Source organism: Rhodanobacter sp. A1T4, from assembly GCF_014207185.1.
GTDB lineage: Bacteria > Pseudomonadota > Gammaproteobacteria > Xanthomonadales > Rhodanobacteraceae > Rhodanobacter.
This window is the reverse complement of record NZ_JACHCP010000010.1, coordinates 116,802-142,978: the sequence shown is the minus strand read 5'-3', so window position 1 is coordinate 142,978 and position 26,177 is coordinate 116,802. Positions and strand designations below refer to the sequence as shown.

General features: G+C 61.5%; 26 protein-coding genes. 12 read left to right on the top strand and 14 right to left on the bottom strand.

The genetic code is table 11. The features are described 5' to 3' along the window. Positions 1–138 precede the first annotated feature (138 nt). Together HDE80_RS19010 and HDE80_RS19005 are read left to right on the top strand one after the other, a co-directional pair. Positions 139–1,602 carry a collagen-like triple helix repeat-containing protein gene (locus HDE80_RS19010; protein WP_184673491.1) on the top strand — a complete coding sequence of 488 codons (1,464 nt, stop codon included), beginning with the start codon at positions 139–141 and terminating at the stop codon, positions 1,600–1,602. Positions 1,603–1,692: 90 nt separating this feature from the next. Then, complete coding sequence (locus HDE80_RS19005) at positions 1,693–3,369, top strand: ShlB/FhaC/HecB family hemolysin secretion/activation protein (RefSeq protein WP_184673489.1); 1,677 nt, start codon at positions 1,693–1,695, stop codon at positions 3,367–3,369. 96 nt (positions 3,370–3,465) lie between these two features. Here HDE80_RS19005 and aceA read toward each other — a convergent pair whose 3' ends face one another. Both aceA and aceB read right to left on the bottom strand, forming a co-directional pair. Then, entirely contained in the window at positions 3,466–4,755 is a 1,290-nt protein-coding gene (gene aceA / locus HDE80_RS19000) for an isocitrate lyase (protein ID WP_184673487.1), read from the bottom strand. A 34-nt stretch (positions 4,756–4,789) separates the two neighbouring features. After that, positions 4,790–6,385 (bottom strand): malate synthase A, encoded by a 1,596-nt coding sequence (gene aceB / locus HDE80_RS18995; protein WP_184673485.1) that lies wholly within the window; start codon positions 6,383–6,385, stop codon positions 4,790–4,792. A gap of 172 nt (positions 6,386–6,557) precedes the next feature. Between aceB and HDE80_RS18990 the strand changes: the two genes are divergently transcribed. Further along, positions 6,558–7,547: a LysR family transcriptional regulator gene (locus HDE80_RS18990; protein WP_255483976.1), complete on the top strand. Its 990-nt coding sequence runs from the start codon at positions 6,558–6,560 to the stop codon at positions 7,545–7,547. An 18-nt stretch (positions 7,548–7,565) separates the two neighbouring features. Here HDE80_RS18990 and HDE80_RS18985 read toward each other — a convergent pair whose 3' ends face one another. From HDE80_RS18985 to HDE80_RS18955, 7 genes are all read right to left on the bottom strand, one after another. Then, positions 7,566–8,162, bottom strand: a complete 597-nt coding sequence (locus HDE80_RS18985) for a 1-acyl-sn-glycerol-3-phosphate acyltransferase (protein ID WP_184673481.1) — start codon at positions 8,160–8,162, stop codon at positions 7,566–7,568. Beyond that, positions 8,159–8,581, bottom strand: coding sequence for an alternative ribosome rescue aminoacyl-tRNA hydrolase ArfB (gene arfB / locus HDE80_RS18980; protein WP_184673479.1), 423 nt, complete (start codon positions 8,579–8,581; stop codon positions 8,159–8,161). Before arfB ends, HDE80_RS18985 begins: the two co-directional genes overlap by 4 nt. Before the next feature lie 9 nt (positions 8,582–8,590). Continuing rightward, complete coding sequence (locus tag HDE80_RS18975; RefSeq protein ID WP_184673477.1) at positions 8,591–9,361, bottom strand: pseudouridine synthase; 771 nt, start codon at positions 9,359–9,361, stop codon at positions 8,591–8,593. Between the two features lie 9 nt (positions 9,362–9,370). After that, complete coding sequence (ubiB, locus tag HDE80_RS18970) at positions 9,371–11,020, bottom strand: ubiquinone biosynthesis regulatory protein kinase UbiB (RefSeq protein WP_184673475.1); 1,650 nt, start codon at positions 11,018–11,020, stop codon at positions 9,371–9,373. Then, positions 11,017–11,682 (bottom strand): SCP2 sterol-binding domain-containing protein, encoded by a 666-nt coding sequence (locus HDE80_RS18965; protein WP_184673473.1) that lies wholly within the window; start codon positions 11,680–11,682, stop codon positions 11,017–11,019. The genes ubiB and HDE80_RS18965 overlap by 4 nt, the downstream gene beginning before the upstream one ends. A gap of 74 nt (positions 11,683–11,756) precedes the next feature. Then, positions 11,757–12,227 (bottom strand): tRNA (uridine(34)/cytosine(34)/5-carboxymethylaminomethyluridine(34)-2'-O)-methyltransferase TrmL, encoded by a 471-nt coding sequence (trmL, locus tag HDE80_RS18960; protein ID WP_184673471.1) that lies wholly within the window; start codon positions 12,225–12,227, stop codon positions 11,757–11,759. Positions 12,228–12,305: 78 nt separating this feature from the next. Next, the gene (locus tag HDE80_RS18955) at positions 12,306–12,509 is read right to left on the bottom strand and encodes a hypothetical protein (RefSeq protein WP_184600303.1); all 204 of its coding nucleotides are present in this window, start codon (positions 12,507–12,509) and stop codon (positions 12,306–12,308) included. A 379-nt stretch (positions 12,510–12,888) separates the two neighbouring features. Here HDE80_RS18955 and HDE80_RS18950 point away from each other — a divergent pair, with 379 nt between their 5' ends. Next, positions 12,889–13,302 (top strand): DUF4156 domain-containing protein, encoded by a 414-nt coding sequence (locus HDE80_RS18950; RefSeq protein WP_184673469.1) that lies wholly within the window; start codon positions 12,889–12,891, stop codon positions 13,300–13,302. A gap of 96 nt (positions 13,303–13,398) precedes the next feature. Next, positions 13,399–14,799: a CDP-diacylglycerol--serine O-phosphatidyltransferase gene (gene pssA, locus HDE80_RS18945; protein WP_184673467.1), complete on the top strand. Its 1,401-nt coding sequence runs from the start codon at positions 13,399–13,401 to the stop codon at positions 14,797–14,799. Between the two features lie 16 nt (positions 14,800–14,815). On the opposite strand, the gene HDE80_RS18940 is transcribed toward pssA, so the two are convergent. Further along, complete coding sequence (locus tag HDE80_RS18940) at positions 14,816–15,424, bottom strand: GNAT family N-acetyltransferase (protein WP_184673466.1); 609 nt, start codon at positions 15,422–15,424, stop codon at positions 14,816–14,818. A 63-nt stretch (positions 15,425–15,487) separates the two neighbouring features. After that, positions 15,488–15,694, bottom strand: a complete 207-nt coding sequence (locus HDE80_RS18935; RefSeq protein ID WP_184600307.1) for a DUF465 domain-containing protein — start codon at positions 15,692–15,694, stop codon at positions 15,488–15,490. Positions 15,695–15,819: 125 nt separating this feature from the next. Between HDE80_RS18935 and ttcA the strand changes: the two genes are divergently transcribed. From ttcA to HDE80_RS18900, 7 genes are all read left to right on the top strand, one after another. Next, positions 15,820–16,680, top strand: coding sequence for a tRNA 2-thiocytidine(32) synthetase TtcA (gene ttcA / locus HDE80_RS18930; protein WP_184673464.1), 861 nt, complete (start codon positions 15,820–15,822; stop codon positions 16,678–16,680). Positions 16,681–16,752: 72 nt separating this feature from the next. Beyond that, the gene (locus HDE80_RS18925) at positions 16,753–17,955 is read left to right on the top strand and encodes an amino acid aminotransferase (RefSeq protein WP_184673462.1); all 1,203 of its coding nucleotides are present in this window, start codon (positions 16,753–16,755) and stop codon (positions 17,953–17,955) included. Positions 17,956–18,049: 94 nt separating this feature from the next. Beyond that, positions 18,050–18,967, top strand: coding sequence for a recombination-associated protein RdgC (locus tag HDE80_RS18920; protein ID WP_184673460.1), 918 nt, complete (start codon positions 18,050–18,052; stop codon positions 18,965–18,967). A 314-nt stretch (positions 18,968–19,281) separates the two neighbouring features. Next, positions 19,282–20,052, top strand: a complete 771-nt coding sequence (locus HDE80_RS18915; protein ID WP_184600311.1) for a SprT family zinc-dependent metalloprotease — start codon at positions 19,282–19,284, stop codon at positions 20,050–20,052. Positions 20,053–20,165: 113 nt separating this feature from the next. Further along, positions 20,166–20,798: a VOC family protein gene (locus HDE80_RS18910; RefSeq protein ID WP_184600312.1), complete on the top strand. Its 633-nt coding sequence runs from the start codon at positions 20,166–20,168 to the stop codon at positions 20,796–20,798. A 117-nt stretch (positions 20,799–20,915) separates the two neighbouring features. Next, positions 20,916–21,494 (top strand): isoprenylcysteine carboxylmethyltransferase family protein, encoded by a 579-nt coding sequence (locus tag HDE80_RS18905; RefSeq protein WP_184673458.1) that lies wholly within the window; start codon positions 20,916–20,918, stop codon positions 21,492–21,494. Between the two features lie 91 nt (positions 21,495–21,585). Next, a complete protein-coding gene (locus HDE80_RS18900) occupies positions 21,586–22,311 on the top strand; it encodes a hypothetical protein (RefSeq protein ID WP_184673456.1) in 726 nt (241 codons plus the stop codon). 136 nt (positions 22,312–22,447) lie between these two features. On the opposite strand, the gene HDE80_RS18895 is transcribed toward HDE80_RS18900, so the two are convergent. The 3 genes from HDE80_RS18895 to HDE80_RS18885 form a co-directional block, all read right to left on the bottom strand. Then, positions 22,448–23,035, bottom strand: a complete 588-nt coding sequence (locus HDE80_RS18895; RefSeq protein ID WP_184673454.1) for a sterol desaturase family protein — start codon at positions 23,033–23,035, stop codon at positions 22,448–22,450. A gap of 173 nt (positions 23,036–23,208) precedes the next feature. Next, positions 23,209–24,204, bottom strand: a complete 996-nt coding sequence (locus tag HDE80_RS18890; RefSeq protein WP_255483960.1) for an alpha/beta hydrolase — start codon at positions 24,202–24,204, stop codon at positions 23,209–23,211. Between the two features lie 77 nt (positions 24,205–24,281). Further along, positions 24,282–26,138 carry a M1 family metallopeptidase gene (locus HDE80_RS18885; RefSeq protein WP_184673452.1) on the bottom strand — a complete coding sequence of 619 codons (1,857 nt, stop codon included), beginning with the start codon at positions 26,136–26,138 and terminating at the stop codon, positions 24,282–24,284. Between the last annotated feature and the right edge of the window lie 39 nt (positions 26,139–26,177).

Genomic DNA, 26,177 nt, shown 5'->3' with positions numbered 1-26,177 from the left:
GATACGGACAAGTTGCGCGAAAAATCGACGAAGTCCGAAGATTTCACTGCAAACCTTACAGTCATTTGAATCAGTGGAATAAATCGGTTGAATCACCACGATTCATGATGGAAGCAGCGTGCTTCCCGGAGGTTGGACATGCGTACGGCGTTGCGTCTCAGTGTATTGCGTTCGAGCATTCTGGTTACCTGCATGGCGGCTGTGGCAGTCTCGTTAAGTGCCTGCAGCGGTTCGGGTTCGACTCATCACTCCAATAGTTCGAGCACAGTCAGCCCGGGTGGTGCCGCTAGCGGGAGTTCGGGAGATGGGAGTGGAACCGGAGGTAGCAGTGGAACCGGAACCGGAGGAAGCGGCAGCGGCAGCAGCGGCGGCGGAACCGGAGGCAGCGGTAGCGGCGGCGATGGAAGCGGAGGTACCAGTGGCGGTGGAACGGGCGGCGGCGGTAGCAGCGGCGGTGGAACCGGAGGTGGCGGTACCGGCGGCGGTGGAACGGGCGGTGACGGCACCGTGGTCCCTGTCAATCTGCTCGGCGCGATCGGCACCGCAGCAGGCAATACGGTCAGTGACGTTGGCAGTGCGGTCGGAACCATCGCTTCGCAATTGCCAAACCAGACGCTACTGGGCGGCGACACTCCGACCACAGCGGATCTCAGCAAGGCGGTGACGGATGTCGGTCAGGCCGTATCGAGCCTGGGCAACGGGGTCACATCAGGTATCGGTCAGACAGGCAATATCGCCAATCCCGTGGGAGTGACGCTCGATAGCGCAGGCAATGTCGTCAATGCGGCTGGTCAGGCGGTGAACGAGCTTGGTCAGACTGTGGGCACGGTAGGCGCATTTCAGGGATCGCCGATCCAGCCAATCACCTCCGCAGTAGGCGATGGTGTCTCGGTCGTTGGTCAAGGCGTCGACAATCTTGGCACTGTGCTCGGTGCGGGGCTGGCCTCCGGGTATGGCAACGCGCTTACCCAGCCGCTGAGCAGTGTACTCACCACGGTAGCCGGCCTGGGTCAGCAATCGGGTGGTCAAATTGGTGGCGGAAACCTCGTTGCCGGTGTATCGACCTTGGCCGGCAATGCCACTGTCGGCGGCGGTGTTCTGGTTGCCGGGATCGGTAATGGGATTTCTTCGCAATCGGTTCCCGGGCTTGGCAATGGCACCACATCCGCGCTCGGAGCTACGGTTACGACGCTCGGGGGTTCGCTCGCGACTATCGGTGGCGGCGTTACGGCTGGCCTGGGGCAGAGCGGCGCCATCGCCAATCCGGTTGGCGTGACGGTCGGTGGCGTGGCAGGAGGTGTGACGGGTCTCGGTGCCACGGTCAACGGTGTTGGCCAAGTGGTTGCCAGTCTGGGTACCGGTCCGTTGTCGTCGGTTACCACACCCGTTGGAGCGATAGTTGGCCAGGTGGGCAGTGGTGTGGCCGCGGTCGGAAGCGGCGTGACCGCTGCGAATAACGGTCCATTGCAGCCACTGACGCAAGGACTTAGCAACGTAGTCAACGGGGTAGCCAATTTGACCAGCGGCAACCTTGGGAATACGACGAGCAGCACTTCGGGTGGATTGCTCGGTACGGGGATTCTCGGTCACAAGTCCGATTGATTGGATTGATTGAATGACCTCACGTTAGAAACATGACGGAGTCCGTAAAAGGGCTCCGTTATTCCCACGTGCCTCGCAAAGGGGTTTGGCTTGAACAAGATCGCGCAGATTGTCGTGCTGATGATGCTGTCGATAAGTGCACAGGCGCAGACGCGGCTGCCATCGGCCAATCCATTGCAGGTCTTGCCGATGACGCCGCCGTTACCGTCTCACGCCAAGGTGAGTTCCAGTTTCTCGACGCATCGGAATCCCGCCCTTGAAGCCCTGCTTGGCGTGAAGCTGACGCCACGCCGGATTGAATTGGCGGACATGCATGCGTTGCCGTTTCGCGTTGTGGCTGACGACTTTCATACGCTGATCGGCCACGAGGTTACGGTGGCCGATGTGCTGGCCAAGGCCGACCGGTGTACAGCGCGTTACCGTAAATCGGGTTATGCGCTTTCGTTTTGCTATATACCTACCCAAAATTTTGCCAATGGTGTGGTGAAAGTGATTGCCGTCGAAGGTTATGTCGCCCGTGTCCAGCTGACAGGCGATGCCGGCAATATGGAGCATCGCTTGCGCGGACTGGCCAAGCATATCCAGGCCGATCGGCCGTTACGCCAGGCAACCTTCGAGCGTTATACGCAGTTGATGGGACAGCTTCCCGGCGTTGTGGTGACAGCCAATGTACCGCCGCCTACGACCACCGATGGTGCGGCAGAGCTGCAGTTGAAAGTGACGCGTCGGCGCGTCGCTGTGACCGGAGGCGTCGACGTCAATCATCCCGGTGTGCGAGGTCTGATCAATGTCACCCTCAACGGGCTGACGCCGCTCGGCGAGCAGGTAACGCTGTCAACGCTTTATCCCAATGGCCAAGGTTCCGAACATTATCTGGCAGGCTCGTGGACGCAGCCGTTAGGCAGTCGTGGCTGGAGCTGGCGGCTGGATGGATCGAATTATCGCGGCAACCCCGACACTGATCAGGAACTGCCAGCGGGACTGGAGCACCGGGTCGATCAGAACCGGGTGGGAGCATCGTTGCGTGATGCCGTGTTGCTGGACAACAGCCAAACCTTGGTGGCCAGCGCAGGTATCTACTCGGCCCGGCAATCCGATCACTATCTCAATCTGGATAACGGCGCGCAGCTTTCATCAGACAGTGATTTGCATGTGGCTACCCTGGGGCTGGACTGGCGCGCGAGCAGCGCGCAGACAGTTCGCACGGTTACCGTCGGCATAGCGCACGGATTCAACGCGTTCGGTGCGTCAGCGAACGTGTCGAGTAATGTGCCGGGCGCATTTCCCGGCGAGCTGCCGGATACCGCTTTCACTCGATTCAATGTCGATGCCACGATGAGTACGCAATGGCCCGATCACTTCGGCTCGGTGCTTTCATTTTCGGGGCAGTACAGTCGCGATCGTCTCGCCTCGGGCGAACAGATTGCCTTTGGTGGCCCACGCTATGGCCTGGCTTACGATCCGGGCATTCTTAGCGGTGATTATGGCTGGGGTGCTGGTTACGAGATCAATCGCCGGTTCGGCGTGACACAGCATTGGCTCACGTCGCTGACGCCGTATCTGTTGGCGCAATACGCGCGTGCGTTTGCCAACGGTGACACCGCATCGGAGGGGCACCTTGGCACGGTGGCGCTCGGGCTGCGGCTTTCCGATGGCAAGCATTACAACATTGATGTTTCAGCGGCGCAGCCAATATCCAGTCAGTTGCCCGGTATCCGTGACAATTCAGTGCGCTTCGATCTCGGATTCAGCTATTCCTTTCTTTAGATCGGCCGGCCCAATAGTCGTTTAGTCGAAGAGAGGGTTGGATGGCCATACGAAAACGCCCGCTTCTCAGCGGGCGTTTTCGCACAGCGCAATCAATCAGGCGGCGTGGTGGAACTGCGACTCCTCGGTCGAGCCGGTCAGTGCCGTAGTCGACGACTGGCCCTGCTGGATCGCCTGGGTCACCTGATCGAAGTAGCCGGTGCCGACTTCGCGCTGATGCTTCACGGCGGTGAAGCCGCGCTCGGCGGCGGCGAATTCCTTCTCCTGCAGCTCGACGAAGGCGCTCATCTGGCGGCGCGCGTAGCCGTGCGCCAGATCGAACATGCCGTAGTTGAGGCTGTGAAAGCCAGCCAGGGTGATGAACTGGAACTTGTAGCCCATCTTGCCTAGTTCCTTCTGGAAATTGGCGATGGTGACGTCATCCAGATTCTTCTTCCAGTTGAAGCTTGGCGAACAGTTATAGGCCAGCATCTTGCCCGGGAATTTGGCGTGGATTGCCTCGGCGAACTTGCGCGCGTCGTCCAGCGTCGGCTTGCTGGTTTCGCACCAGATCAAGTCGGCGTAAGGGGCATAAGCCAGACCGCGGCTGATCGCCTGGTCGAGGCCGGGACGCACGCGGTAGAAACCTTCAACCGTGCGCTCGCCGGTGATGAAGTCCTTGTCGTTGGCATCAACGTCGGAGGTCAGCAAGTCAGCGGCGTCGGCATCGGTACGGGCGACCAGAAGGGTCGGCACGCCGCAGACGTCGGCAGCCAGACGCGCGGCATTGAGCTTGTCGATGGCCTCGCGGGTCGGCACCAGCACCTTGCCGCCCATGTGGCCGCATTTCTTCACCGAGGCCAGCTGGTCTTCGAAGTGCACGCCGGCGGCGCCGGCTTCGATCATCGACTTCATCAGCTCGAACGCATTCAGTACACCGCCGAAGCCGGCTTCGGCATCGGCCACGATCGGTACCAGCCAGTCGGTGTCGTCATTGCCCTCGGCATGGTGCAACTGGTCGGCGCGCAGCAGGGTGTTGTTGATTTTCTTGACCACGAGCGGCACCGAGTTGGCCGGGTACAGCGATTGGTCGGGATACATCTCGCCGGCGACGTTGGCATCGGCAGCGACCTGCCAGCCGCTGAGGTAGATCGCCTTCAGGCCAGCCTTGACCTGCTGCATGGCTTGATTGCCTGTCAGCGCACCGAGCGCGTTGACGAAATCTTCCTTGTGCAGCGATGTCCACAGGCGCTCAGCGCCGCGGAGGGCCAGCGTATGCTCGACGCCGATGGTGCCGCGCAGGCGCACCACGTCGTCAGCGGAATAGTTGCGCTCGATGCCGGCCCAGCGGGGATTGGTTTTCCAGTCCTGCGTGATCTGTTCAGCGGTTGGCAGTTTGTTGCTCATGACATGCTCCAGACAAAAATAAAGACGAAATGGCTCAGGCGAGCTGTTCGTAGGCGGGCAGGGTGAGGAAATCGCCGAGTTGGTCGGCATGCGTCAGGGTGGAAATCAGTGCGGCGGCGGCGGCGGCATGGGAGGCGCCGGGCAAATCGCTTTCGCCGACGCGATGCGTATGGGCAGCAAGGATCTGATCGAAAAGCGCGAAGTCGATCGGCGCGTGGTCGGGAAACTCCAGGCCGCCGTGATGCAGCCATTGCCACAGCTGGGCGCGGGCGATTTCGGCGGTTGCCGCGTCTTCCATCAGATTGTGGATCGGTACGCAGCCGAGGCCATCCATCCAGGCCGCGGTGTAGCGCAGGCAGACTTCGATGTTGTTCTCGAAACCGTCACGGCTGATGGTGCCTAGGCACGGCTCGATCAGCTGATCGCGGACCACGTTGACGTCGCTGCGCAGCACATCGAGCTGGTTTGGCGACGGCATATGCTCATCGAAAATTTCCTGGGCGACAGCCACCAGGGCCGGATGCGCGACCCAGGTGCCGTCGTGGCCAGCTTTCACCTCGCGCAGCTTGTCGGCGCGCACCTTGGTCATCGCGGCCTCGTTGGCGGCATCGTCACCCTTGATCGGAATCTGCGCCGCCATGCCGCCCATCGCGAACGCGCCGCGGCGGTGGCAGGTTTTGATCAGCGACTCCGAATAATTTTTCAGGAACGGCACCGTCATCAACACCTGGCCGCGCTCCGGCAGCAGCCGATCGCGATGGCCACGCAGCGTTTTCAGGTACGAAAAGATGTAATCCCAGCGGCCGCAATTCAGGCCGACGATGCGATCACGCAGCGCGTGCAGGATCTCGTCCATCTGGAACACCGCCGGCAGCGTCTCGATCAGCACGGTGGCTTTCATCGTGCCGGTCGGCAGGTTCAACTCGGCCTCGGCCAGGGCCATCACGTCCTCCCATAGCGCGGCCTCTTCCATGGCTTCGAGCTTGGGCAGGTAGAAATACGGGCCAAGATCGCGCTTGTGCAGCGCGTGGGCGTTATGGAAAACGTACAGGCCGAAATCGACCAATGCGCCGGCCATGATTTCGCCGTCGACCCTGACGTGGCGCTCCGGCAGATGCCAGCCCCGTGGGCGAACAATCAGCACGGCAGGCTTGTCGTTGACCTTGTACTGCTTGCCTTCGGGTGAGGTGAACTCGATCGTGCCGTTGATCGCGTCGCGCAGATTGATCTGGCCGACCAGCTGATTGGCGAAGGTGGGTGACGAGGAATCCTCGAAGTCGGCCATGAACACCTTGGCGCCCGAGTTCAGCGCATTGATGATCATCTTGCGCTCGACCGGACCGGTGATCTCGACGCGGCGATCCTGCAGTGCTGCAGGGATCGGCGCGACGCGCCAGTCGCTGTCGCGGATCGTCTTGGTGTCCTCGCGAAAATTCGGCAGACCACCGGCGTCGTAGCCAGCCTGGCGCTCGCGGCGGGATAGCAGGAGCGCCTGACGGCGGGCGTTGAAGCCACGATGCAGCTGGGTCAGGAACGCCAGCGCGGCGGGGGTCAATACACTTTCGTAACCGGCCCAATTGGCGTGGATCTCGATGCCGCTGGTATCGACTTTTTCTTTGGGTACTGCCATGACCGCACTCCGTTTCGTGAGAAGTTCAAGCTAGGCTAAAGATCAGTGTTTGACAAAGTGAATGTTTCAATCACAAGTATTGATTTTATTAATACATTAGCTAACGTATTGAAAGGGCGTCATGAAAAGGACCGAGAAAGCCATGAATGAAGCAAAAACCGTACGCAAGCGGATGGTTAAAAAAGCCAGTCATGGCGAGTCCATCAAGGAGCAAGGCGCAGAACGCTTCTATTACAAGGGCAACCGTCACAAGCAGCTGAAAGCCTTTGTCGCCATGGTGAAACTGGGTTCGCTGACCCGCGCAGCCGAGTCGCTCTACCTCTCACAGCCAACCATCACGCTTCAATTACAGGCGCTGGAACGTGAACTCGGTGCGAGCCTGGTCGAGCGTCGCCGCCGCCGCATCAACCTCACCGACGCCGGCGAAGCCTTGTATGAGCTGGCGCGACCTTTGGTTGAAGGCTGGGAGACGCTGGATCGCGATTTCCAGGCGCGGGTGAAAGGACTGCAGGGCGGTCGCCTGACCATCGCTGCCGGCACCTCGACCATCCAGTACCTGCTGCCCGAGCTGGTGCGCCGCTATCGTGACCGCTATCCCGCCGTGCATCTGCAGCTGGCCAATGTCACCGGCAAGGACGGTCTGGCGATGCTGCGTGCCGACGACGCCGACTTCGCGGTGGGCTCGATGCTCGACGTGCCCAACGACATCGCATGGGAGCCAGTGCATCACTACGATCCGATGCTGATCATGCCGCTCGATCATCCGCTGGCGGCAAAGGAAAAAATCGTGCTGGAGGATCTGTCTGCTTACGGGCTGATTCTGCCGCCGCAGCGCTTGTCGACTTATCGGCTGGTCGACCTGGTATTCCAGCAGCGCCAGGTGCCGTATCACGTGGCGATCGAAGTGGGTGGCTGGGATGTGATCAAGGAATACGTGGCGATGGGTCTGGGTATTTCCATCGTCACCGGCATCTGCATTACCAAAGCGGATGCCAGCCGGTTGGCTGTGCGCAACATGAAGCAGTATTTCCCGCAGCGCAGCTACGGCGTGGTGATCCGCAAGGGAAAATTTCTCAGCACCGAGGCACGTGCGTTTGTTGATCTGATCCGACCGGGCCTGCTGACCCGTGACTACGACGAGTCGGGACACTCGCAGCGCTGATGCGCCATTGAAGACCGCTCAAACGTTACGGTGTTTGCCTTTGAACGGCACGTAGAACGCGCGTAGGCGGGCAATATCTGCGTCCATGTCGTCGCTGGTCTCAAACAGCGGGCCGATGCCGATGGTCTTGTCGGGATAGTTGAAGTAGGCCGTCACGATCGGTACACCAGCGCCGCGGGCGATATGCCAAAAACCACTCTTCCAGCGTGTCACAGCTTTGCGCGTACCCTCCGGCGCAATGCCCAGCCATAACGCATCACGCTGATGGAACTGATCGATCATCTGCTCGACCACGCCTTTGGCAGCACCGCGATCGATGGGCATGCCGCCAAGCTGGCGCAGCAATCCGCCGAGTGGGCCGTGAAACAATTCCTGCTTGCCCATGAACCGTACGTCGGCACCGATACCTACCTTCAAGAGCAGGCCCCAGACACCATCCCACCACGACGAATGGGGGGCGACGATGAGTACTGCCCTGGGTACATCGGGAAATTCACCAACGAGGCTCCAGCCGCACAGCCGCAGCACGGCACGGCAAGTCTTACGTCGCCATTGGTCGCTCAGATGCGGCATGTGCGGTGGCAACCGCGTTGGTGCCGGAAGGTATCTCTTCATTCGAGATCCGGTTTGCGCGAACGGTTCTGCTTGGTCTTGCCGCGCTGCTGCTTGCCGACCAGGCGACGCTCTTTCGACGCTCTGGTCGGTTTGGTCGCCAGGCGCTTCTTTGGCGGGATCAGTACGCTGCGAATGATCTCGATCAGCCGCTCGCGCACATCATCACGATTGCGTGCCTGATCGCGGAAGCGCCGCGCCTGGATTACCAGGACTCCTTCGCTCGTAAGCCGGCGATCGCGCCGCGCCAGCAGGCGTTCCCGGACCTCGTCGGGCAGCGACGGCGAGTGGATCACGTCGAAGCGCAACTCCACCGCACTCTCGGTGCGATTGACGTGTTGCCCGCCCGGACCGTCGGCGCGCAGAAAGCGCTCGACCAGCTCGGATTCCGGCAACGTGATGGAAGGACTGATGATCAACATGCGCGCAGTTTAGCTGGCGCGCGATTCATCCGTGGCCGGTCCGTCGGTCAACGCGACAGTCATGTCGCTGACCGCATCGTCGAGCATTGGCGTCGACCAGCCGAATCGCGTCAACAGGTTCGTGTACTCGCGATCCAGTGGCGCATCGATCGACATCGGCCGGTTGTCCAGCGGATGCGCAAAACGTAGCCGCTGCGCATGCAGCAACATGCGATGACAGCCGAAGTACTGCTTGTACAAACGGTTGTGATCACCGCGCCCATGCTGGCAGTCGCCGATCACCGGGTGGTGGATGTGCGCCAGGTGCTTGCGGATTTGCCTGAAACGACCCGTTTCCGGTTCGGCCAGCACCAACGCATAACGCTGCTGCGGATAACGGCCCAGCTCGATTGGTACCTCGATGGTGGCCAAGCGCCGATAACGCGTGCTGGCCTCACGACGCGGGCCGGTTTCGCGCGAGCCGGGCAGGGCGTAGTCGATCACGCCTTCCTCCGGCTCGGGCCAGCCGCGCACCACCGCGAGGTATTGCTTGCGCACGGAGCGGCCCATGAATTGCTCGCCCAGCGCGGCGGCGATTTCACTGGAACGAGCGATCAGCAGCACGCCGCTGGTGGCGCGATCCAACCTATGCGCCAGGTAGACGGTGCCGCCAAGCTGTTCGCGCAGCAGATCGATCAGGAATTCCTCGGCATTGCCGACCATCTTCGATCGATGCACGGCCAGACCCGCGGGCTTGTTGACCGCGATCAGGTCATCGTCCTGATGGAGAATCTCGATCATGTGTGTGTATCAGCGTGAGCGCGGCCAGCCGACGGCGAACGCCAGCAGGCCGGCGATGCTTTCGCACAGCGGTGGCAGCGGACCGTGCTGCGGGGCCAGTGTCCACATCAGTGCAGCACTGATCATCAGCGAACTGCCCAGCAGACTGCAGGCGATCAGTCGTTGCTGCTGACGGGCGCTGTCATGCTGCAGTTTCAGCCATTGCGGATCAGGCACGGTGCGCTGCTCGCCGCGGCCGATTTGACGAAGCGCATCGCGCATCAGCTCCGGAAACTGTGGTGCACTGTGCAGCCACTCGGGCAGGCGCTTGCGTACATCACGCAGCGTGCGCAACGGACTATAGCGCTCGCGCAGGATGCGCTTGAGCACCGGATGCGCCACCGCCCAGATATCGATATCCGGATCGAGCATGCGGCCGACGCCCTCGATATTCAGCAGCGTCTTTTGCAACAGGATCAGCTGCGGCTGCAGGGTCAACTCGAAGCGCTGCGCTGTGCGGAACAGTTTCACCACCAGCTCGGCCAGCGAAATTTGCGACAACGGGCGAGTGAAATACGGCTCGCACACCGTGCGTATCGCGGCCTCGAGTTCGTCCAGCCGCATGTTCGCCGGCATCCAGCCGGCGGCCACGTGCAGTTGCGCAATCCGCGCGTAGTCGCGTTCGAACAGCGCGATGAAATTCTGTGCCAGGAAATACTGGTCGGTTTCCGGCAGCGAGCCCATGATGCCGAAATCGAGCGCGATGAAGCGCGGCTCGTCCAGGCGCGAGGGGTCGACCCAGATATTGCCCGGATGCGCGTCGGCGTGGAAAAAATTGTCGCGGAACACCTGTTCGTAGAACACGCGCACGCCTTTGGCAGCCAGTTTCTTGCGATCGAGCCCGGCCGCTGTGATGGCGGCGATGTCGTCGGCGCTGATGCCGTATACGCGCTCGAGCGTCAGCACGCGCTGCGTGGTGAAATCCCAATGCACGGCCGGCACATAGAGATCCTCGCCACTGGCGAAGTTGCGCTTGAGCAGGCTGGCGCTGGCGCCTTCGCGCTGCAGATCGAGCTCGTTCTCCAGCATCTTTTCGACTTCGGCGACGATTTCCAGCGGGCGAATCTTGTCAGCCTTGGGATGCCAGCGTTGGGCCAGCTCGGCCAGCGACTTCAGCAGCCGCACGTCGCGGGCAATCCGTGCATCGATGCCCGGGCGCAATACCTTTACGACGACCTTGCTACCGTCGTGCAGAGCAGCTGCATGAACCTGGGCGATCGAGGCAGAGGCCAGTGGCATTTCATCGAATTGGCCGTATAGAAGGCTAATTGGTGATTTGAGCTCGTGCTCGATGATTGCCCGTGCCTCGCTGCCTGGAAACGGCTCGACCTGATCCTGCAGCAACGACAGCGCGTCGGCGATATCCGCGGGTACCAGGTCGCGTCGTGTCGACAGCACCTGGCCGGCCTTGACGAAGATCGGTCCCAGCTCGGTCATCGCCAGCCGCAGGCGTTCGCCACGAGAAAGCTGACGCACGTCGACGCGTGGTTTCGCCGCCAGCGGGCGAAGGTATTTCATCGGGTTGATGCGGCTGCCATCGCCGATCAGTTCGTCGAGTCGATAAGCCAGCAACACCGAGCCGACCCGCAGCAGGCCCGGCAACACTCGGAGAGGCGTCATGCGGCGTTGCCCTGCAGGCGGCGGGCGAGTCGTTGCATGCGTGACTCCAGTCGTTCGCTGCGTTCGCGCAAAGTATCAACGCCATCGAGGAAGCCCTCGACTTCGCCGGGCGCCAGGGCGATGCGCGATTCCTCACGCAGCCAGTCGGCGCCGTCTTCGGTCAGGTGTGTCGCGGTTTCGCGCGCATGAGTCAGCGCCTTGCGCACGGCTTTGGCCAGGGGGACGCCCAGCACGTCGCCAAAGGTACGAGCGAACGCCTCCTCGAAATCGGGTGCGAACGTACTGGCCAGTTTTTCCAGTCGTCGTGCCAGTTCAGCGTCGCCAGCAATGTCCACTTTGCCGGGTGAAATGCCGTCATCGTCGCGCTTGAACAGCATCGCCAGCAGACTGCCCGGTGTGGCGGCGACACGCAGCTGGCTGCCGGAGGTGGCTGTGTTCTCTTCAGGCGGTCCGACGTTCAGGTGTCCATCGGTCACCGTGATCGCCAGTGCAATTTCCGGCCCGCGCAGGTGCAGTTGCACGCGGCGACCATTCAGCGCGACAAGTCGCTGCTGCGCGTCAGGGTCCAGCGAAAGCGTGTGGTTCAGCGCGGTTTCCAGCGCACGGCCGGCGAGTCGGCGTAGCGGCTGCGGTAACCAGGAGTTGGGGGTAACGTCAGTCATACCGCGATTGTAGCCGGCAAGCTTGCCTCAGAAGCTGCTTAAAAACCGAGCGCAGTAGGTTTTTAAACAGCTTCTCAGACCTGCATGGCGCCCTCGAAGCCAAGCTGGCGCCAGGCTTCGTAGACGGCAATGGCCACTGTGTTGGAAAGGTTGAGGCTGCGGCTGTCCGGGCGCATCGGCAGGCGCAATCGATGCGCGGTTGGAATCGTCTCCAGCACGTCGTTCGGCAGGCCGGCGGTTTCGCAGCCGAACAGCAGGGCATCGCCTGCGGCAAAACGCGCATCTACGTGAGCGACCGTGCCTTTGGTGGTGAAGGCAAACACGCGCGGCCTGCCGATCGCGTCGAGGCAGCTGGCCAGATCGTCGTGCACGTTGAGGCTGGCGTATTCGTGGTAGTCCAGTCCCGCACGGCGTAGGCGCGCGTCGTCCAGTTCGAAGCCCAAGGGTCGGATCAGATGCAGCGCGGCGCCGGTGTTCGCGCACAAGCGAATCACGTTGCCGGTGTTCGGCGGAATCTCGGGACGGAAGAGGATGACCTGCAACATCCGCCCATTATCGCGCAGCCCGGCAGGTATGCGTGGCCGCGATCAATCTTGGATCAATCAAGCAAAGACTTGCCGGGCTCAGCCGTGCAGCGTCGGGCAGACCACGCCATCAGGTCGCATCGCGCAGCTGGTCGGAGCAGTCAGCAGAGCGCTGGCAACCGGATTGGCGATGCCGTGCTGCAGGTTCTGCGGGTTGGTATTCAGCATGGCGCCCATGATCAGTGCGCAGACCGCGAAGCAGGCGACAAACAGGCTGTGCAACATAAAGGTTTCGAATTTCATGACGGTTTCTCCAGTGAGGTAGGAATTACCTCTGCAGTTAGCCAGTTGCAATCGCTGTGCCAAGTCGTTTATTCGATTTAGGTAATTGATATATATGAATTTTTGTAATCGACGAGCTAGCGTCCGAATTGTCCGCGGACGGTCGCCTGCGGCCAACGGACAGGCGGACACTCACAACGACGAGGCACGGCAGACAGTGTCGGCACGGCGGGCATCCGTTTCGCGGGTGCATTCGGCGCGGCCGGCGACGACCGCGATCAGGGCCCACGTAACGTGCGTCAGGGGCCGATTGCGGACGCCGCCGCATCCTCGCGTTAGGATGTCGGAATGCCGGCGCGGAGCCGGTACTTTCTTTCAAGTCACCGCTACGGAGTCGTCCATGCGCAAGACCCTGTTGTTGCTCGTTCCCGTACTGTTGAGTGCTTGCACCTATGGCATCACGCTGGATGATGCGGCCAAGAACGTGCGTACCGCGTGGGGCGGTGATGTGTCGGGTTGCCGCGACATGGGCAAGGTCACGGTGTCCGTGCAGGATCACATCGGTCCGGTCGATCGCAACAACATCACCGTGCGCGATGAACTTGAAGTGCTGGCGCGCAACCAGGCGGCCGAGTTGCACGCCGATACCATCAAGCCATTGGCGGATCCCACCGACGGCTCGCAGCCGTGGGGTGCTTATCAGTGCGGGGCACGACCAGTCGGTCCAGCCGCCCGACCACCGGTTGCGCCGAACAACTCGAACTCGCCAGCGCCGGCGGGTAAGGCGCAGACCTTCCCGGTGCACAGCGGCTGAGGCGTTTCCTGCATCGCGAATGCATTGCCAGATGTTCGCCGCGGAAGCACGTCATCGCGGCTGGCGGCGTAGGCATGCTGAAGGACTCATGCATCCATGAATAATCTGATGAAGGCGCCGCAGCGCCTGGCCAAGCGCATGCTGCCTTTTCAGCAGAAGGGCGTGGCGCAGGCGCTGCTGGATGCGCTACCGTTTTTCGCCATACCGGCCGATGCGATCGAGGTGCTGCCGGACCCCGCGGCATTCCGACAGGCGTTGCTGCAGGCAATTGCTCAGGCGACCCGACGCATCCTGATCGTGGCGCTGTATCTGCAGGACGATGACGGTGGCCGTGAAGTGCTCGATGCCCTGTATGCGGCGCGGACGAAGAATCCCGCGTTGCAGATTTCGGTATTCGTCGACTGGCATCGCGCGCAGCGCGGGCTGATCGGCAAGCAGAAAAGTGAAGGCAACGCCGGCATGTATCGCGAATACGACAAGCGTCTGGGCCCTGGCGTGCTGATCTACGGCGTGCCGGTGCAGAACCGCGAGCTGTTCGGCGTGTTGCATCTCAAGGGCGTGATCATCGACGACACCGTGCTCTACAGCGGCGCCAGCTTCAACGACGTCTACCTGGCCAAGCAGGGGCGTTATCGTCTCGATCGTTACCATCGACTGCAGCATCGCGAACTGGCGGACGCGATGGCCGAGTTCCTGCGGCGTCACTTTGTCGAAGGCGAGGCGGTGCGCCGATTGAATGTGCCCGAAGTACCGACTACGCGCAGCCTGTACCCGGCCATTCGCACGTTTCGACAGGATCTGGATCAGGCGCGCTACGACGTGCCGCATGATGTGCTGGGCGACACCGATGTGGCAGTGACACCGCTGCTGGGGTTCGGTCGCGTCGACAACGTACTCAACGATGTGCTGCTGGCTCTGCTGCGCGGCGCGCGCCGACGAGTGATTTTGCTGACGCCGTACTTCAACCTGCCGCGACCGGTACGCCTCGTGCTCGGCCAGCTGCTGCGGCGCGGCTGCGAGATCCACATCATGGTCGGCGACAAGACCGCCAATGATTTCTACATCCCTCCGCCGCAGCCGTTCCGCACCATCGGCCTGCTGCCGTATCTGTACGAGAACAACCTGCGCCGCTTTGCACGCGCGCACCGAAAACAGATCGCCAGTGGTCAACTCAATGTTTACCTGTGGCGCGATGGCGACAACAGCTACCACCTCAAGGGCTTGTTCGTCGACGACGATGTGGCCGTTATCACGGGCAACAATTTGAATCCACGCGCGTGGGCGCTGGATCTGGAAAACGGCCTGCTGCTGCGTGATCCCGCGCATCGGCTCAAGGCCAAGCACGAAGCGGAATGGACGGCGCTGAAGCAGCACGCCGTGCGGCTATCCAGCGACTTCGCGCTGGAAAGTCCGCGAAGCTATCCGGCGGAGGTGCGCAAAAATTTGAAGCGGCTCAATCGCACGCGGCTCGATCGGCTAGTCAATCGGATCATGTGAGCGATCGTGCTTGCCGTCATCGCGGCCGAGGGATGAGCAGTCGATCCAGCCGCATTCCCAGCCAGCGATCCACGTCCGGCCATTCGTCAGCGAGGATGCTATAGCAGACGGTGTTGCGCAGCGTGCCATCCGGCCTGCGCTTGTGCGCGCGCAGGATGCCATCGCGCTGTGCGCCAAGCCGTTCGATCGCGCGCTGCGAATCGAGGTTGCGATGGTCGGTGTGGAACTCCACTGCAACGCAATCCAGTGACTCGAAGGCATGGCGCAGCAGCAGGCGCTTGCAGGCGGTGTTGAGGTGGCTTTTCTGCCAGCTTTTCGCATACCAGGTATAGCCGATCGCCAACCGCGGCAGCTCCGGCACGATGTCGTAATAACGGCTGGTGCCGACGATGGCGCCGCTGGTTTTCTCACGTATCGCGAAGGGCAGCATCAGGCCGCCAGCGTGCCCCTTGAGGGCTGTTTCGACATAGGCGCCGGCCTGTCCCGGCGCCGGCGCGCTGGTAAACCACAGGTTCCACAGTTCGCCATCCGCCGCTGCCGTTTCGAGTGCGGCCACGTGATCAAGGCTCAAGGGTTCGAGGGCGACGTGCTCGTCCTGCAGCGTAACGGGTGCGAGTGGTGGCATCGGTATTCCGGTAAGAGTTGATGGTGCTCGTGCAGTGCGGACGCACGATCGATTCCCTAACGATCAAGCGTCCAGATCGGGGATCAGCTTGCTTTCGAGGCGGGCGATGCTGTCTTTCAGCAGCAGCTTGCGTTTCTTCAGTCGGGTCAGCTGCAGCTCGTCCCGGCTGAGTCCGGCGGCCAGTTGGTGAATCGCCAGATCGAGATCGCGATGTTCCACCCGCAGTTCGGCCAGCAAGTGAACGAGGTTGGCGTGATCCTTGACCTGCATGGCGACTGGCATCGGCTGGGGAGGAAGCCTCCTAGTCTAGCGCCGATCTTTGTGCTGTTTGGTAAGGACGAAAGCCGATCGGCCAGCCCGCTACAATGAGGTTAATCTTTGTGTTCCTGGCTGCCATGTCCGCTCAACCCCATATCCACCGCCCGCCCGCTGCCGAGGCCGACAAACTGGCGAGGCGCCTGCGCCATCAGGTCGGGCAGGCGATCAGCGATTTCGGCATGATCGAGGACGGCGACAAGGTGATGGTCTGCCTGTCCGGCGGCAAGGATTCGTACACTCTGCTGGAAATGCTGCTGCAGCTGCAGGCCAGGGCACCTGTGCGCTTCGAGCTGATCGCGGTGAATCTGGACCAGAAGCAGCCGGATTTCCCCGAACAGGTGCTGCCGGACTACCTGCGCGCACGCGGTGTGCCGTCCCATGTCATCGAGCAGGACACCTACGGCACGGTGACGCGGGTGATTCCAGCCGGCAAGACCATGTGCAGCCTGTGCTCGCGCCTGCGCCGCGGCGCGCTCTACAGCTGGGCGGCGGCAAACGGCATCAGCAAGATTGCACTGGGCCATCATCGCGATGACATCCTCGCCACGTTTTTCCTGAACATGTTTTATCAGGCGCAGCTGAAGGCGATACCGCCCAAGCTGCGTTCGGACGACGGCCGTCACGTGGTGATCCGACCGCTGGCGTATTGCCGGGAAAGCGATATCGCCGATTACGCTGGGCAGCAACAGTTTCCGATCATTCCGTGCAACCTCTGTGGCTCGCAGGAAAACCTGCAGCGCAAGGCCGTGCAGCGGATGCTGGACGAGTGGGAAACTCTGCAGCCCGGCCGTAGCGAGAATATTTTTCGCGCACTGGCCCATGTGTCACCCTCGCACCTCGCCGATCGCCAGTTGTTCGATTTTTCCGCCGTGGGCATGCATGCTGTGGATTCGTCCGCATGGCAGGTGAACGCGGCGGATGAGACGGCGGTCTCGTAAGCTTGAGTGCTGCCACTTTCCCGATTGACTCCCCATTCCTGATTTCTTCATTTTTCTTACCGAGTACCCACTGTGTCCTTCTTTGCATCCGTTGAAATGGCCCCGGGCGATCCGATCCTGGGTTTGACCGAAACATTTGTCGCCGACACCCGTCCAGGCAAGATCAATCTGGGCGTGGGCATTTACGTCGACGAACAGGGACATGTGCCGCTGTTGCGCTCGGTCTATGAAGTGGAGAAGGCGCTGGCTTCAGCCGCGAAGCCGCGCGGCTATCTGCCGATCGATGGCATGCCGGCCTACAATCAGCTCACCCAGCAGCAGCTGTTCGGCCTGGGATCGTCGGTGCTTGAGGCCGGTCGCGTGGCTACCGCTCAAACGGTTGGCGGCAGTGGTGCGTTGCGCGTGGCGGCCGACCTGCTCAAGCAGGTGCAAGGCAGCAGCGGGAAGGTTGCCATCAGCAGCCCGAGCTGGGGCAATCACCATGTGATTTTCCGTACCGCGGGTTTCGAACTGCTCGACTACCGCTATTACGACGAAGCCAGCCATGGCCTGGATTTCGCCGGCATGCTGGCAGATCTTGGCAAGCTGGAGCCGGGCACGGTCGTGTTGCTGCATGCGTGCTGCCACAACCCGACTGGCGTCGACCTCGATGCGGCGCAGTGGGCGCAGACGATCGAACTGCTGAAGGAGCGCCAGCTGCTGCCGTTCGTCGATCTGGCCTACCAGGGTTTTGATCAGGGTCTGGATGCGGACGCGACCGCGGTGCGCCTGCTGGCGGCCTCCGGTATCGAAGCGTTCGTGGTGGCCAACTCGTATTCCAAGTCGTTCTCGTTGTATGGCGAGCGCGTCGGTGCGCTGTCGATGGTGGCGGCCAATCGTGACGAGGCGGCACGCGTACTGTCGAAGATCAAGCAGACCATTCGTGCCAACTATTCCAGCCCGTCCACGCACGGCGCCGCGCTGGTGGCCGGCGTGCTCGGCAGCACCGAGCTGCGCGCGCAGTGGGAGCAGGAGCTGGGCGAGATGCGCTCACGCATCCACGCGATGCGTGCAGGCATGGTCGAGCGGCTGGCCGCGCACGGTGCCACGCAGTTCGCCTTCATCCAGAGCCAGGCCGGCATGTTCTCGTATTCCGGCCTGAGCAAGGCTCAGGTTCACCGCCTGCGTAACGAATACGCGATCTACGCACTGGACAGCGGCCGCATTTGCGTGGCCGCGCTCAATCGCGACAACCTGGAAACCGTCGCCGCGGCCGTCGCCACCGTCAGCCGCTGAATATCGCAAGTCACCATCCGACGGTGGTCCTCCGGGATCGCCCGGGTGGTGGCACAGCCGTTCCCGCCTTCGGGCGATCATCATTCGGATACTCATGTTTTTTCGCAATCTCACGCTGTTCCGTTTTTCCCCCGCTGTTGCCACCGATCTGAAACGCCTCGATGACGTGCTGGCCGAACATCGCCTGCGTCCCTGTGGCCCGCTGGAAATGTTCACCAAGGGCTTTGTGCCGCCGGTCGGGCGCGGCGAGGAAGCGCCGCTCACTCACGCGGTGAAGCAGTGCACCCTGGTCACCGTCGGCGGTGAAGACAAGCTGTTGCCCGCGCAGGTGGTCAACGAGGAGCTGTCACGCAAGGTGCAGAAGATTGCCGAGGAAGAGGGCCGCAAGGTCGGCGGCCGCGAGCGCAAGCGCATCAAGGAGGATCTGCTGAACGAGCTGCTGCCGCGCGCCTTCGTGCGCACCTCACGCATGTCCGCCTATGTCGACATGAAAAACGGCTGGCTGGTGCTGGATACCTCGAGCCGCAAGTCGGCCGAAAACGCCCTGACCCAGATCCGCGAGGCGCTGGGCAGCTTTCCTGCCGTACCGCTGGCGCCGGAGGAAGGCCCACGCGTGCTGATGACCGACTGGCTGGCCAACGGCAACCTGCCGGCTGGCCTGACCCTGGGCGATGAATGCGAACTGCGCGATCCGGCCACCGCCACCGGTGCGATCGCCAAGTGCCGCCGCCAGGATCTGGATGCCGAGGAAGTGAAGGAGCACCTGCGCAACGGCAAGCAGGTCTTTCTGCTGGGACTGACCTTCGACGATCGCATCAGCTTCGTGCTGGGCGAGGACCTGATCATCCGCAAGCTGAAATTCCTCGACGTGGTGATGGACGAGCTGGGCGACAGCCAACAGGACGCGCACGCCGAAATGGACGCCAGCTTTGCCCTTTTGACGCTGGAACTGGAACGTTTGCTGGGCAAACTCGAGGAGTGGTTTGGCTTGCCGCGCCCGGCTGATGCTTGAGAGCCTGTCCGTAATCTCCCCGTAGCCCGCGTTGAGCCGTGCCAGTCGCCACGGCTCAACCCTTCGGGCCGGGTCGTTTTGCTCCCAGGCCGGCGTCATCACTCGGTCGTGTACCGACGTACACTCCCTCGTTCTTCCTTGTCCTGAGCGCAAACCGCTACCGGCGCGTGTCCGGGGAGATTGCGGATAGGCTCTGACGAAAAATCCGCCCCATTTGGACAGCCAAGGCGGCATACTGCCTGTCCGGTGTTCTCGCACGACTCGCGAAAACATCTCTGCGACGAAAGCACGACGAGGTTCAAACGGGCAGCCGTATGACGCAACATCTCGAAGGCGATTGGCTGGAACTGGCGACGGTCAGCGGCAACAGCATCATGGTGCTGAAGGCCGCCCATCCCCGCGCGCGCAGGCTGCGCCTCACTGTCACGCCCAAGGGCGCGCGGGTGTCCTACCCGCACGGCACGCATCCTGCCCAGGTCAACGCTTTCCTGCGTAGTCACGCGGACTGGCTGGAAAAGAAGCTCGACGAGCTGAACCTGATCGTTGATCCGATCCCGCCGCTGCGGGTCGGTTATGCCACCGAGTTCCCGCTGCGCGGTGAGACGGCTACGCTGGACTGGGCCGAAGGCCCTTATCCGCGCATCGAGCCCAGCATGACCGGCCTGACCCTGGTCATTCCGCGCCCGCATACCCGTGCGCTGCCGATTGCCCGTGGCCTGTTGGCCTCGTATCTGGAAGGGCAGATGCGTCGCGACGTATCGCGCTGGCTGGCCACCTACGTGCCCTTGCTGGGGTTGGCTCCGACCGCGCTCAAAATTCGTCCCATGAAAAGCCTGTGGGGCAGCCTGGACACCCGCGATCGCATCAACCTGGACCTTGCGCTGGCTCTGGCGCCGTCGGCTGCGCTGCGCTATGTGTTGGTCCACGAGCTGTGCCACCTCAAGGTGCGCAATCATTCACCGCGATTCTGGGCACAGGTGGCAAACCTTTACCCCGACTGGCAGGAGCAGCGTGACTGGCTGCGGGTCAATGGCGGCATGCTCAAGGCCGAACTCGACCGCCTTGTGGCCGATGTCGCCGACTGAGCTCGGCGCGATAAGACGGTTTTTGCCATCGAGGCGAGGTTAATGGGTTTCTGCCGGCACGCGGTTGCGGGGTGGGTAGGGAAAATCGTGCTTCGGGGTAATACGATCCGGCCATGGCCAAGAAGCGGCGAAGAGGTCGACCAGCGCACGACGATGTGCTCACTCCTGCCGAGTGGCACATTGCTCATGCAGCTCAACATGGCCTCACCAATCGTGAGATAGCTGAGCGTAAAAGCATTAGCCGTGATGGCGTCAAATTTCACATGGCTAACGTATTGGCCAAGCTTGATCTGCCCAATCGCAAAGCGCTTCAACGATGGTTTCGTCCGCCAGGTGGGAGCGCACTGGATAGCAAAGAGAGGACTGCCGTGGAAACGCCATTGCTTGGGAAAATCGGTCAGATATCGAGGTCTGTCAGCGACATTCAGAAGGCGGCCCACTGGTATGGGGAAGTACTCGGACTGCCGCATCTCTACACTTTCGGCAGTCTTGCGTTCTTCGATTGCGATGGCACGCGCTTGCTCCTGACGCAGGCCCCGGCCGCCGCAGCCGACTCTATCCTCTACTTCCGCGTTGACGACATCGTGGGTGCACACGAACTACTCAAGTCCCGCGATGTCGAGTTTATCAACGCCCCGCACATGATCCATCAACACAGCGACGGAACGGAGGAGTGGATGGCATTCTTCAAAGACCCGGATGGTCGACCCATCGCAATCATGTCTCAGGTCAAGCGGGTTCCTTGATCATCTCAATCGGTGCTCGCAGCGCGTGGGCAAGAGGCTCGCGTTGCCTTCGGCCCCCGTTCCGCGCACCATCCTGATCCTAATGCCGCATGACCGGCATCGCATCAAGGGCTGACCATGCAAATCTCGATCACGACATTGGCCGCGGTGGCTTGGCTGCTGTTTCTTTTCTACTGGTTGTGGAGCGCTCGACGGGTCAAGAGTTCGTCCCGCGGCGAGCCGGCGTGGTCGCGCTTTTTCAAGTACTGGCTGCCGATCATCGTGAACCTAGCACTGATGTGGCCGACGACGCTGTACGAGGGGACTCTGCTTGGCATGCGCTTTGTACCGGATGTGCTCTGGCTGGCCTCGCTCGGTCTGCTGCTGGCCGTGGCCGGCCTGTTATTCGCCTGCTGGGCGCGCGCCATTCTCGGCAGCAACTGGAGCGCGGTGGTGCAGGTGAAGCAGGATCACGAGCTGATCGAGCGTGGGCCGTATCGCTATGTGCGCCATCCGATCTACACCGGCCTGCTGCTGGCACTCGTCGGCACCGCCCTGTTGCTGGGCGAATGGCGCGCCGTGCTGGGCTTCGTGATCATGTTCGTATCGTTCTGGCGCAAGCTGCGGCTGGAGGAAACCTGGCTCAGCGAGTACTTCGGGCCGGCTTACGGCGAGTACATGAAGCGGGTTAAGGCGCTGGTGCCTGGGATACTATGAGCGTTGATACTATCGGGCATGCGTTGCGGCAACTGATGTCTGAGTGCGCGTGCTCCCCGTGCTTACCCTGTCCCATCGCAAGGAAAGTCAGATGCTCCGTCTGCTGATCGTCGCAAGTTTTTTGCTACTACCCATTTCCGTCATGGCCGAAACTATTGATGCGCCCACGGTGAAGTCCGGAGACAACTGGGTTTATCGGGTAACCACTGAACGTGGGCCGCAAGGCTGGGTCCAGAATGATCAAGATATCTCGGTAGAGCATGCCGATGCGACCACGATTTTTCTCTCGGTTAAACAAAGCGGATCACAGCAGGCGCCGATTGAACAGTTGGTTGATTCGGACTGGAGCCGTTCGCGCGACGTCAACGGCAAACAGCAAGTGGTCAATCGCCCGTTTGCTTTCCCGCTTGAGGTAGGCAAGAAATGGGAACTCAAGTACACCGAGACCAATCCCAATCGGCAACATCTGAGCGAGACCTTCCAGAACGGATACACCGTCGTCGGCTGGGAGGACATCGAGGTACCTGCCGGCAAGTTCAAGGCCTTGAAGATCGAGGTCGAGGGTAACTGGACGGCTGTAGTGGCGCCGGCCAACCAGGTTGCGGCGCAGGCGCTGAACACGCCGGGCAGCTCCGCGATGCTGCTGCAGAGCAACCGTGTGACACCGCATACCGTTTCGGGTCGTACCTACGCGGCATTCTGGTACGTACCCAGCGTCAAGCGCTTCGTCAAATCGGTCGAGGAGTACTACAGCTCCAAGGGCATCCGTAGTGAGCGATACACCAACGAGCTGGTGTCGGACAAGGTTTCGACCTGAGAGGCCGAGTCTGGTCAACGGGTAGCCCCTGGGTAGCCCCAGTACCGCCCCTATCCTGATGGCATGCGATTGCTGCATGCACTGGTGCCGGGGTTTCTGATCCACCGAAAAATCCGGTGGTCACCATCAGGTCGATTCAGAGCTTGCGTGTCTGCCGCACGTAGCGTGTGCCCAGCAGTACATCCCACAGTGGCGTGGTGACGCCGAAATTGCTGTCGGGGTGATAGTGATGCACATGGTGCGAGCCTGCCCAGCGGCGCATCAGCGGGTGCTTGAAGCGCACGTGGTGGATGGTGAAGTGGCTGAGCCCGTAGGCGATGTAACCCAGTGTGACCGCGCCCATCAGCAAAAAGGCGAACCCGAGCGGGAGGACAAGCACCAATAGCCCGGTGAGAATGAACAGCACGGCACCGGGCAGGAAAAAGGGCAGTGAGTCGTAGCCCAGCGGCTTTTCGTGATGCATCTGGTGGCCCTGGGCGAACAACGGTATGCGCGTGTGAAACATCCAGCGGTGGAAGAAGTACTCCACGAAACTGAAGGCGAACAGGCCTAGCAGAATCGCCAGCATGCCGGCCATCAGGCCGCCGGCCAAATGCCGCCAGCCCTCGAAAAACAGCAGCAGAGCCAGCGTCGCGTCCACAGCCACTTCGGCCCAATAGTTGGCCCGGGTGGACGACATTCGCATCACCGCGTCCACGAAGGAGCGCCACAGGCTTCGCGTCATCGGTTGCTGCACCATTCCGTTTTCTTGCAAATACACACGCATGCCTCCGATCTATAACTTCATTGTCACATGTTGCTGTGCGCAAATCACAATGATGACTGATTGGCGGCTGACTCAAAGATAACCAGCCCGGCCTGAAGGGCGGTATAAAGGCCTCGGCCGCGACTATTGGCCTAGTGGGACAGCGCAAAACTCGTAAGGATCTGTGCGGTAACCTCGGGTTTTTCCAGCATCGGTATGTGATTGCAGCCGCTGACGGTGCTGCTGCTGATTGCCGCGGAGTGAGTCAGTCCATCACGCAGGCTGTCCAGTGCAGACACATCGATGATCTTGTCGTCACGGCACCACAGGCCAAGCACCGGCATGGTGAGATCACCTAACCGGCTCTGCACGGCGAGATATTGCGAAGGCTCGCTCAGCTCCTTGAAGGTCTGCGCGATGAACGATCGATCGTCTTGATTGCGCTTGATCAGCACATCGACGAAGCGACCGGGCAGGTCCATCGGTTTCTCCAGCGCCAGGGCGGTCATTCGGGCAAAGCCGGCGCGGTCGTCAAAGATAAACGGATCTTTGCCGGCCATCGCGTCGCGGGCAAACGCGTTTTCCTTGTACTTGAGGCCGAACGAATCGATCAGCGCCAGCTCGCTGACGTGTTCAGGATTCTCGGCGGCATAGACGCCGGCAATCGCGCCGCCCATCGAATGCCCTACCAGGATGAAGCGCTGCAGCTGCAACGTTTGTACAAAGGTCTGCAGGCGTGCGGCCTGGGCATCCACGTTGTAGCTGGCATCGGCCACGCGCGTTGACTCGCCCCAGCCAGGCAGATCGGGAATGATCAGGTGGAAATGCGGCGTCAGCAGCTTGGCCGTTTCCAGCCAGACCTCCTTGCTGTCACCCAGGCCGTGCAGGAGCACGATGGTCTGACCTTGACCACCCTCGTAATACACCCACTTGGTATCGCCCGCCTGCACTGAATGCTTGTCCAGATTCGCCGCCATCGCCTGACGCGTGAAATTCGCCTGCATCAGCCACTGCGGCGCGAACAGATAGCTACCGCCCAGAACGATGATCAGAATCGCCGCGATCCACGCGAGAAATTTCAGCCGTCGTAGAAGCAGCCGTTTCCAGAGGGGGCGCGTAGTGGGCGTGGTTGATGCAGGTAGAGCCATGGTCGGATTCTTCGGGGTTGTTTGGATTCGTCAGTCAGTGCCGAGCTGTTTCTTGTGCAGAGCGAAAAGCAGGGCGCTTATTTGTCTGCCGTTTTTGCCGAGGCAAAAATGGACTCCACGGCCTGCTGCGTTAGTGGGTGATAGCCAGCCTTGGCCTTGGCGTAAACCTGCTCGGCATAAGCGAGGCCATCGGGTGTTTTGGCGAAGGCCTTGTAGAGCGGCAGGGTGAGATACAGCCGCCCGATGCGGGTCATGTGTTCGGCTGCAGCCGACCAGACGTCCTTATCGCCGGAGTCGATGGCGTGGGTGTACCAGCGCATGCCGATCTCCGCGTTCGGCGTACCGGTAAGGTGCCAGGCGGCGTCGAGTTCCTTGATCTTGGGCAGCGGTGCAACGTCGGGCAGGCGGTCGAGGAAATACATCCATTCCTGTGTGTTCCAGCCCTTCGCATCGAGCTTGTCGGCAGTGAGCGTGTCGCCCAGAAACGCGCTACGCTCCTTGTCGATCGCATCGAAGTGCGGCGAGTCGGGCAGCGGTGCATCTTTCGGGATGCCGGTGCCGTAGACCCAATCCTGCACCTCGGACCAACTCATCTTGCCGGGGTATTTTTCGATCAGGTTGGGCTTCATGTAGGCGAGCATCTGTTCGGTGGTGATGCTCTGGAATGCGAAGTGATTGAAGTAGCTCTTGAGGTACGTGTCGAACGTGTCGCGGCCGAAGCGCTGCTCCAGCGTGCGCAGAAACCACGAGCCCTTGTCGTAGGCCACGGCGGAGAGCGAATCGTCGGCGCCGACACCGCGCGGATCGGGTGCCAGCTTCTGTGCGTTGGCCGGCATCGCGCCAATGTCTTTTTCCAGCGCACGGGCGGAGAGCAGCGACTCCTCATCGGCCAGACCTTTGCCGTACAGTGCCTCGGTGATGCGGCCCTGCACGTAGGTCGTCACGCCTTCATTCAACCAGATGTCGCGCCAGCTCGCGGCGGTCACCAGGTTGCCCGACCACGAATGCGCCAGCTCGTGCGACACCAGCGACACCAGGCTCTTGTCGCCCACCAGCACAGTCGGTGTGGCGAACGTCATGTTGGGGTTCTCCATGCCGCCGTAGGGGAACGACGGCGGCAGCACCAGTATGTCGTAACGGCCCCAGCGGTAGGGGCCATACAGAGCCTCCGCGGTGGCAATCATCTTTTCGGTGTCCTCGAACTCGTGCGCGGCCTTGCCGACCACCGAGGGTTCGGCGTACACGGCCGAACGCGGTCCGGTTTCCTTCACCGCGAGGTCGCCGGCGGCAATCGCCAGCAGGTAGGACGGAATCGGATGCGGCTGATCGAAGTCGAACTTGCCGTCGAGCGGATGGTGAGCGTCGTTGATCGCGCTCATCGCCACACGTACGTCCTTCGGCGCGGTCACATGCGCAGTGTAGGTAAAGCGGATCGCTGGCGAATCCTGTAGCGGCACCCACGAGCGCGCATGGATCGATTCGGACTGCGAGAACATGAAGGGCAGTTTCTTGTCCGCCGTCTGTGACGGCGTCAGCCACTGCAGGCCCGACGCTTCGGGTACCGTGGTGTAGACGATGCGCACCTGCGACGGGTGTGTCGGCGTGGCGATGGTCAGCTTGCTGCCAAGCTGTTTGTCGCGCGATGCCAGCGCGTATTTCAGCGGCGCGGTCTTGCCATCGGCAGACACCGATTCGATCGAGGCAATTTTCAGGTCGCGTGTGTCCAGCACCAACGAGGGCGCCTTGGGATTCTTCCAGTTCAGCTTCAGCGTCGCCTGGCCATCCAGCTGCTGCTGCGGAAAGTCGATCGTCAGATCAAGATCCAGATGCGTGATCTGCACTTGATCTGGCTGTGCGTACGAGTGTGGTTCGGCGGCGTAAACGGCTATTGGCAGCGTCGACGCGGTAATGGCAAAAAGGGAAAGCAGGCGCATGCAAACTCCGGAACGGCCAAAACGTAAACGCCGAGTATG

Excerpts from the sequence above, each read along its gene's own strand:
- HDE80_RS19010 (WP_184673491.1), top strand. The coding sequence starts at position 139 with ATGCGTACGGCGTTGCGTCTCAGTGTATTGCGTTCGAGCATTCTGGTT.
- aceA (WP_184673487.1), bottom strand. The coding sequence starts at position 4,755 with ATGAGCAACAAACTGCCAACCGCTGAACAGATCACGCAGGACTGGAAA.
- aceB (WP_184673485.1), bottom strand. The coding sequence starts at position 6,385 with ATGGCAGTACCCAAAGAAAAAGTCGATACCAGCGGCATCGAGATCCAC.
- HDE80_RS18990 (WP_255483976.1), top strand. The coding sequence starts at position 6,558 with ATGGTTAAAAAAGCCAGTCATGGCGAGTCCATCAAGGAGCAAGGCGCA.
- HDE80_RS18985 (WP_184673481.1), bottom strand. The coding sequence starts at position 8,162 with ATGAAGAGATACCTTCCGGCACCAACGCGGTTGCCACCGCACATGCCG.
- arfB (WP_184673479.1), bottom strand. The coding sequence starts at position 8,581 with ATGTTGATCATCAGTCCTTCCATCACGTTGCCGGAATCCGAGCTGGTC.
- HDE80_RS18975 (WP_184673477.1), bottom strand. The coding sequence starts at position 9,361 with ATGATCGAGATTCTCCATCAGGACGATGACCTGATCGCGGTCAACAAG.
- ubiB (WP_184673475.1), bottom strand. The coding sequence starts at position 11,020 with ATGACGCCTCTCCGAGTGTTGCCGGGCCTGCTGCGGGTCGGCTCGGTG.
- HDE80_RS18965 (WP_184673473.1), bottom strand. The coding sequence starts at position 11,682 with ATGACTGACGTTACCCCCAACTCCTGGTTACCGCAGCCGCTACGCCGA.
- trmL (WP_184673471.1), bottom strand. The coding sequence starts at position 12,227 with ATGTTGCAGGTCATCCTCTTCCGTCCCGAGATTCCGCCGAACACCGGC.
- HDE80_RS18955 (WP_184600303.1), bottom strand. The coding sequence starts at position 12,509 with ATGAAATTCGAAACCTTTATGTTGCACAGCCTGTTTGTCGCCTGCTTC.
- HDE80_RS18950 (WP_184673469.1), top strand. The coding sequence starts at position 12,889 with ATGCGCAAGACCCTGTTGTTGCTCGTTCCCGTACTGTTGAGTGCTTGC.
- pssA (WP_184673467.1), top strand. The coding sequence starts at position 13,399 with ATGAATAATCTGATGAAGGCGCCGCAGCGCCTGGCCAAGCGCATGCTG.
- HDE80_RS18940 (WP_184673466.1), bottom strand. The coding sequence starts at position 15,424 with ATGCCACCACTCGCACCCGTTACGCTGCAGGACGAGCACGTCGCCCTC.
- HDE80_RS18935 (WP_184600307.1), bottom strand. The coding sequence starts at position 15,694 with ATGCAGGTCAAGGATCACGCCAACCTCGTTCACTTGCTGGCCGAACTG.
- ttcA (WP_184673464.1), top strand. The coding sequence starts at position 15,820 with ATGTCCGCTCAACCCCATATCCACCGCCCGCCCGCTGCCGAGGCCGAC.
- HDE80_RS18920 (WP_184673460.1), top strand. The coding sequence starts at position 18,050 with ATGTTTTTTCGCAATCTCACGCTGTTCCGTTTTTCCCCCGCTGTTGCC.
- HDE80_RS18915 (WP_184600311.1), top strand. The coding sequence starts at position 19,282 with ATGACGCAACATCTCGAAGGCGATTGGCTGGAACTGGCGACGGTCAGC.
- HDE80_RS18910 (WP_184600312.1), top strand. The coding sequence starts at position 20,166 with ATGGCCAAGAAGCGGCGAAGAGGTCGACCAGCGCACGACGATGTGCTC.
- HDE80_RS18905 (WP_184673458.1), top strand. The coding sequence starts at position 20,916 with ATGCAAATCTCGATCACGACATTGGCCGCGGTGGCTTGGCTGCTGTTT.
- HDE80_RS18900 (WP_184673456.1), top strand. The coding sequence starts at position 21,586 with ATGCTCCGTCTGCTGATCGTCGCAAGTTTTTTGCTACTACCCATTTCC.
- HDE80_RS18895 (WP_184673454.1), bottom strand. The coding sequence starts at position 23,035 with ATGACGCGAAGCCTGTGGCGCTCCTTCGTGGACGCGGTGATGCGAATG.
- HDE80_RS18890 (WP_255483960.1), bottom strand. The coding sequence starts at position 24,204 with ATGGCTCTACCTGCATCAACCACGCCCACTACGCGCCCCCTCTGGAAA.
- HDE80_RS18885 (WP_184673452.1), bottom strand. The coding sequence starts at position 26,138 with ATGCGCCTGCTTTCCCTTTTTGCCATTACCGCGTCGACGCTGCCAATA.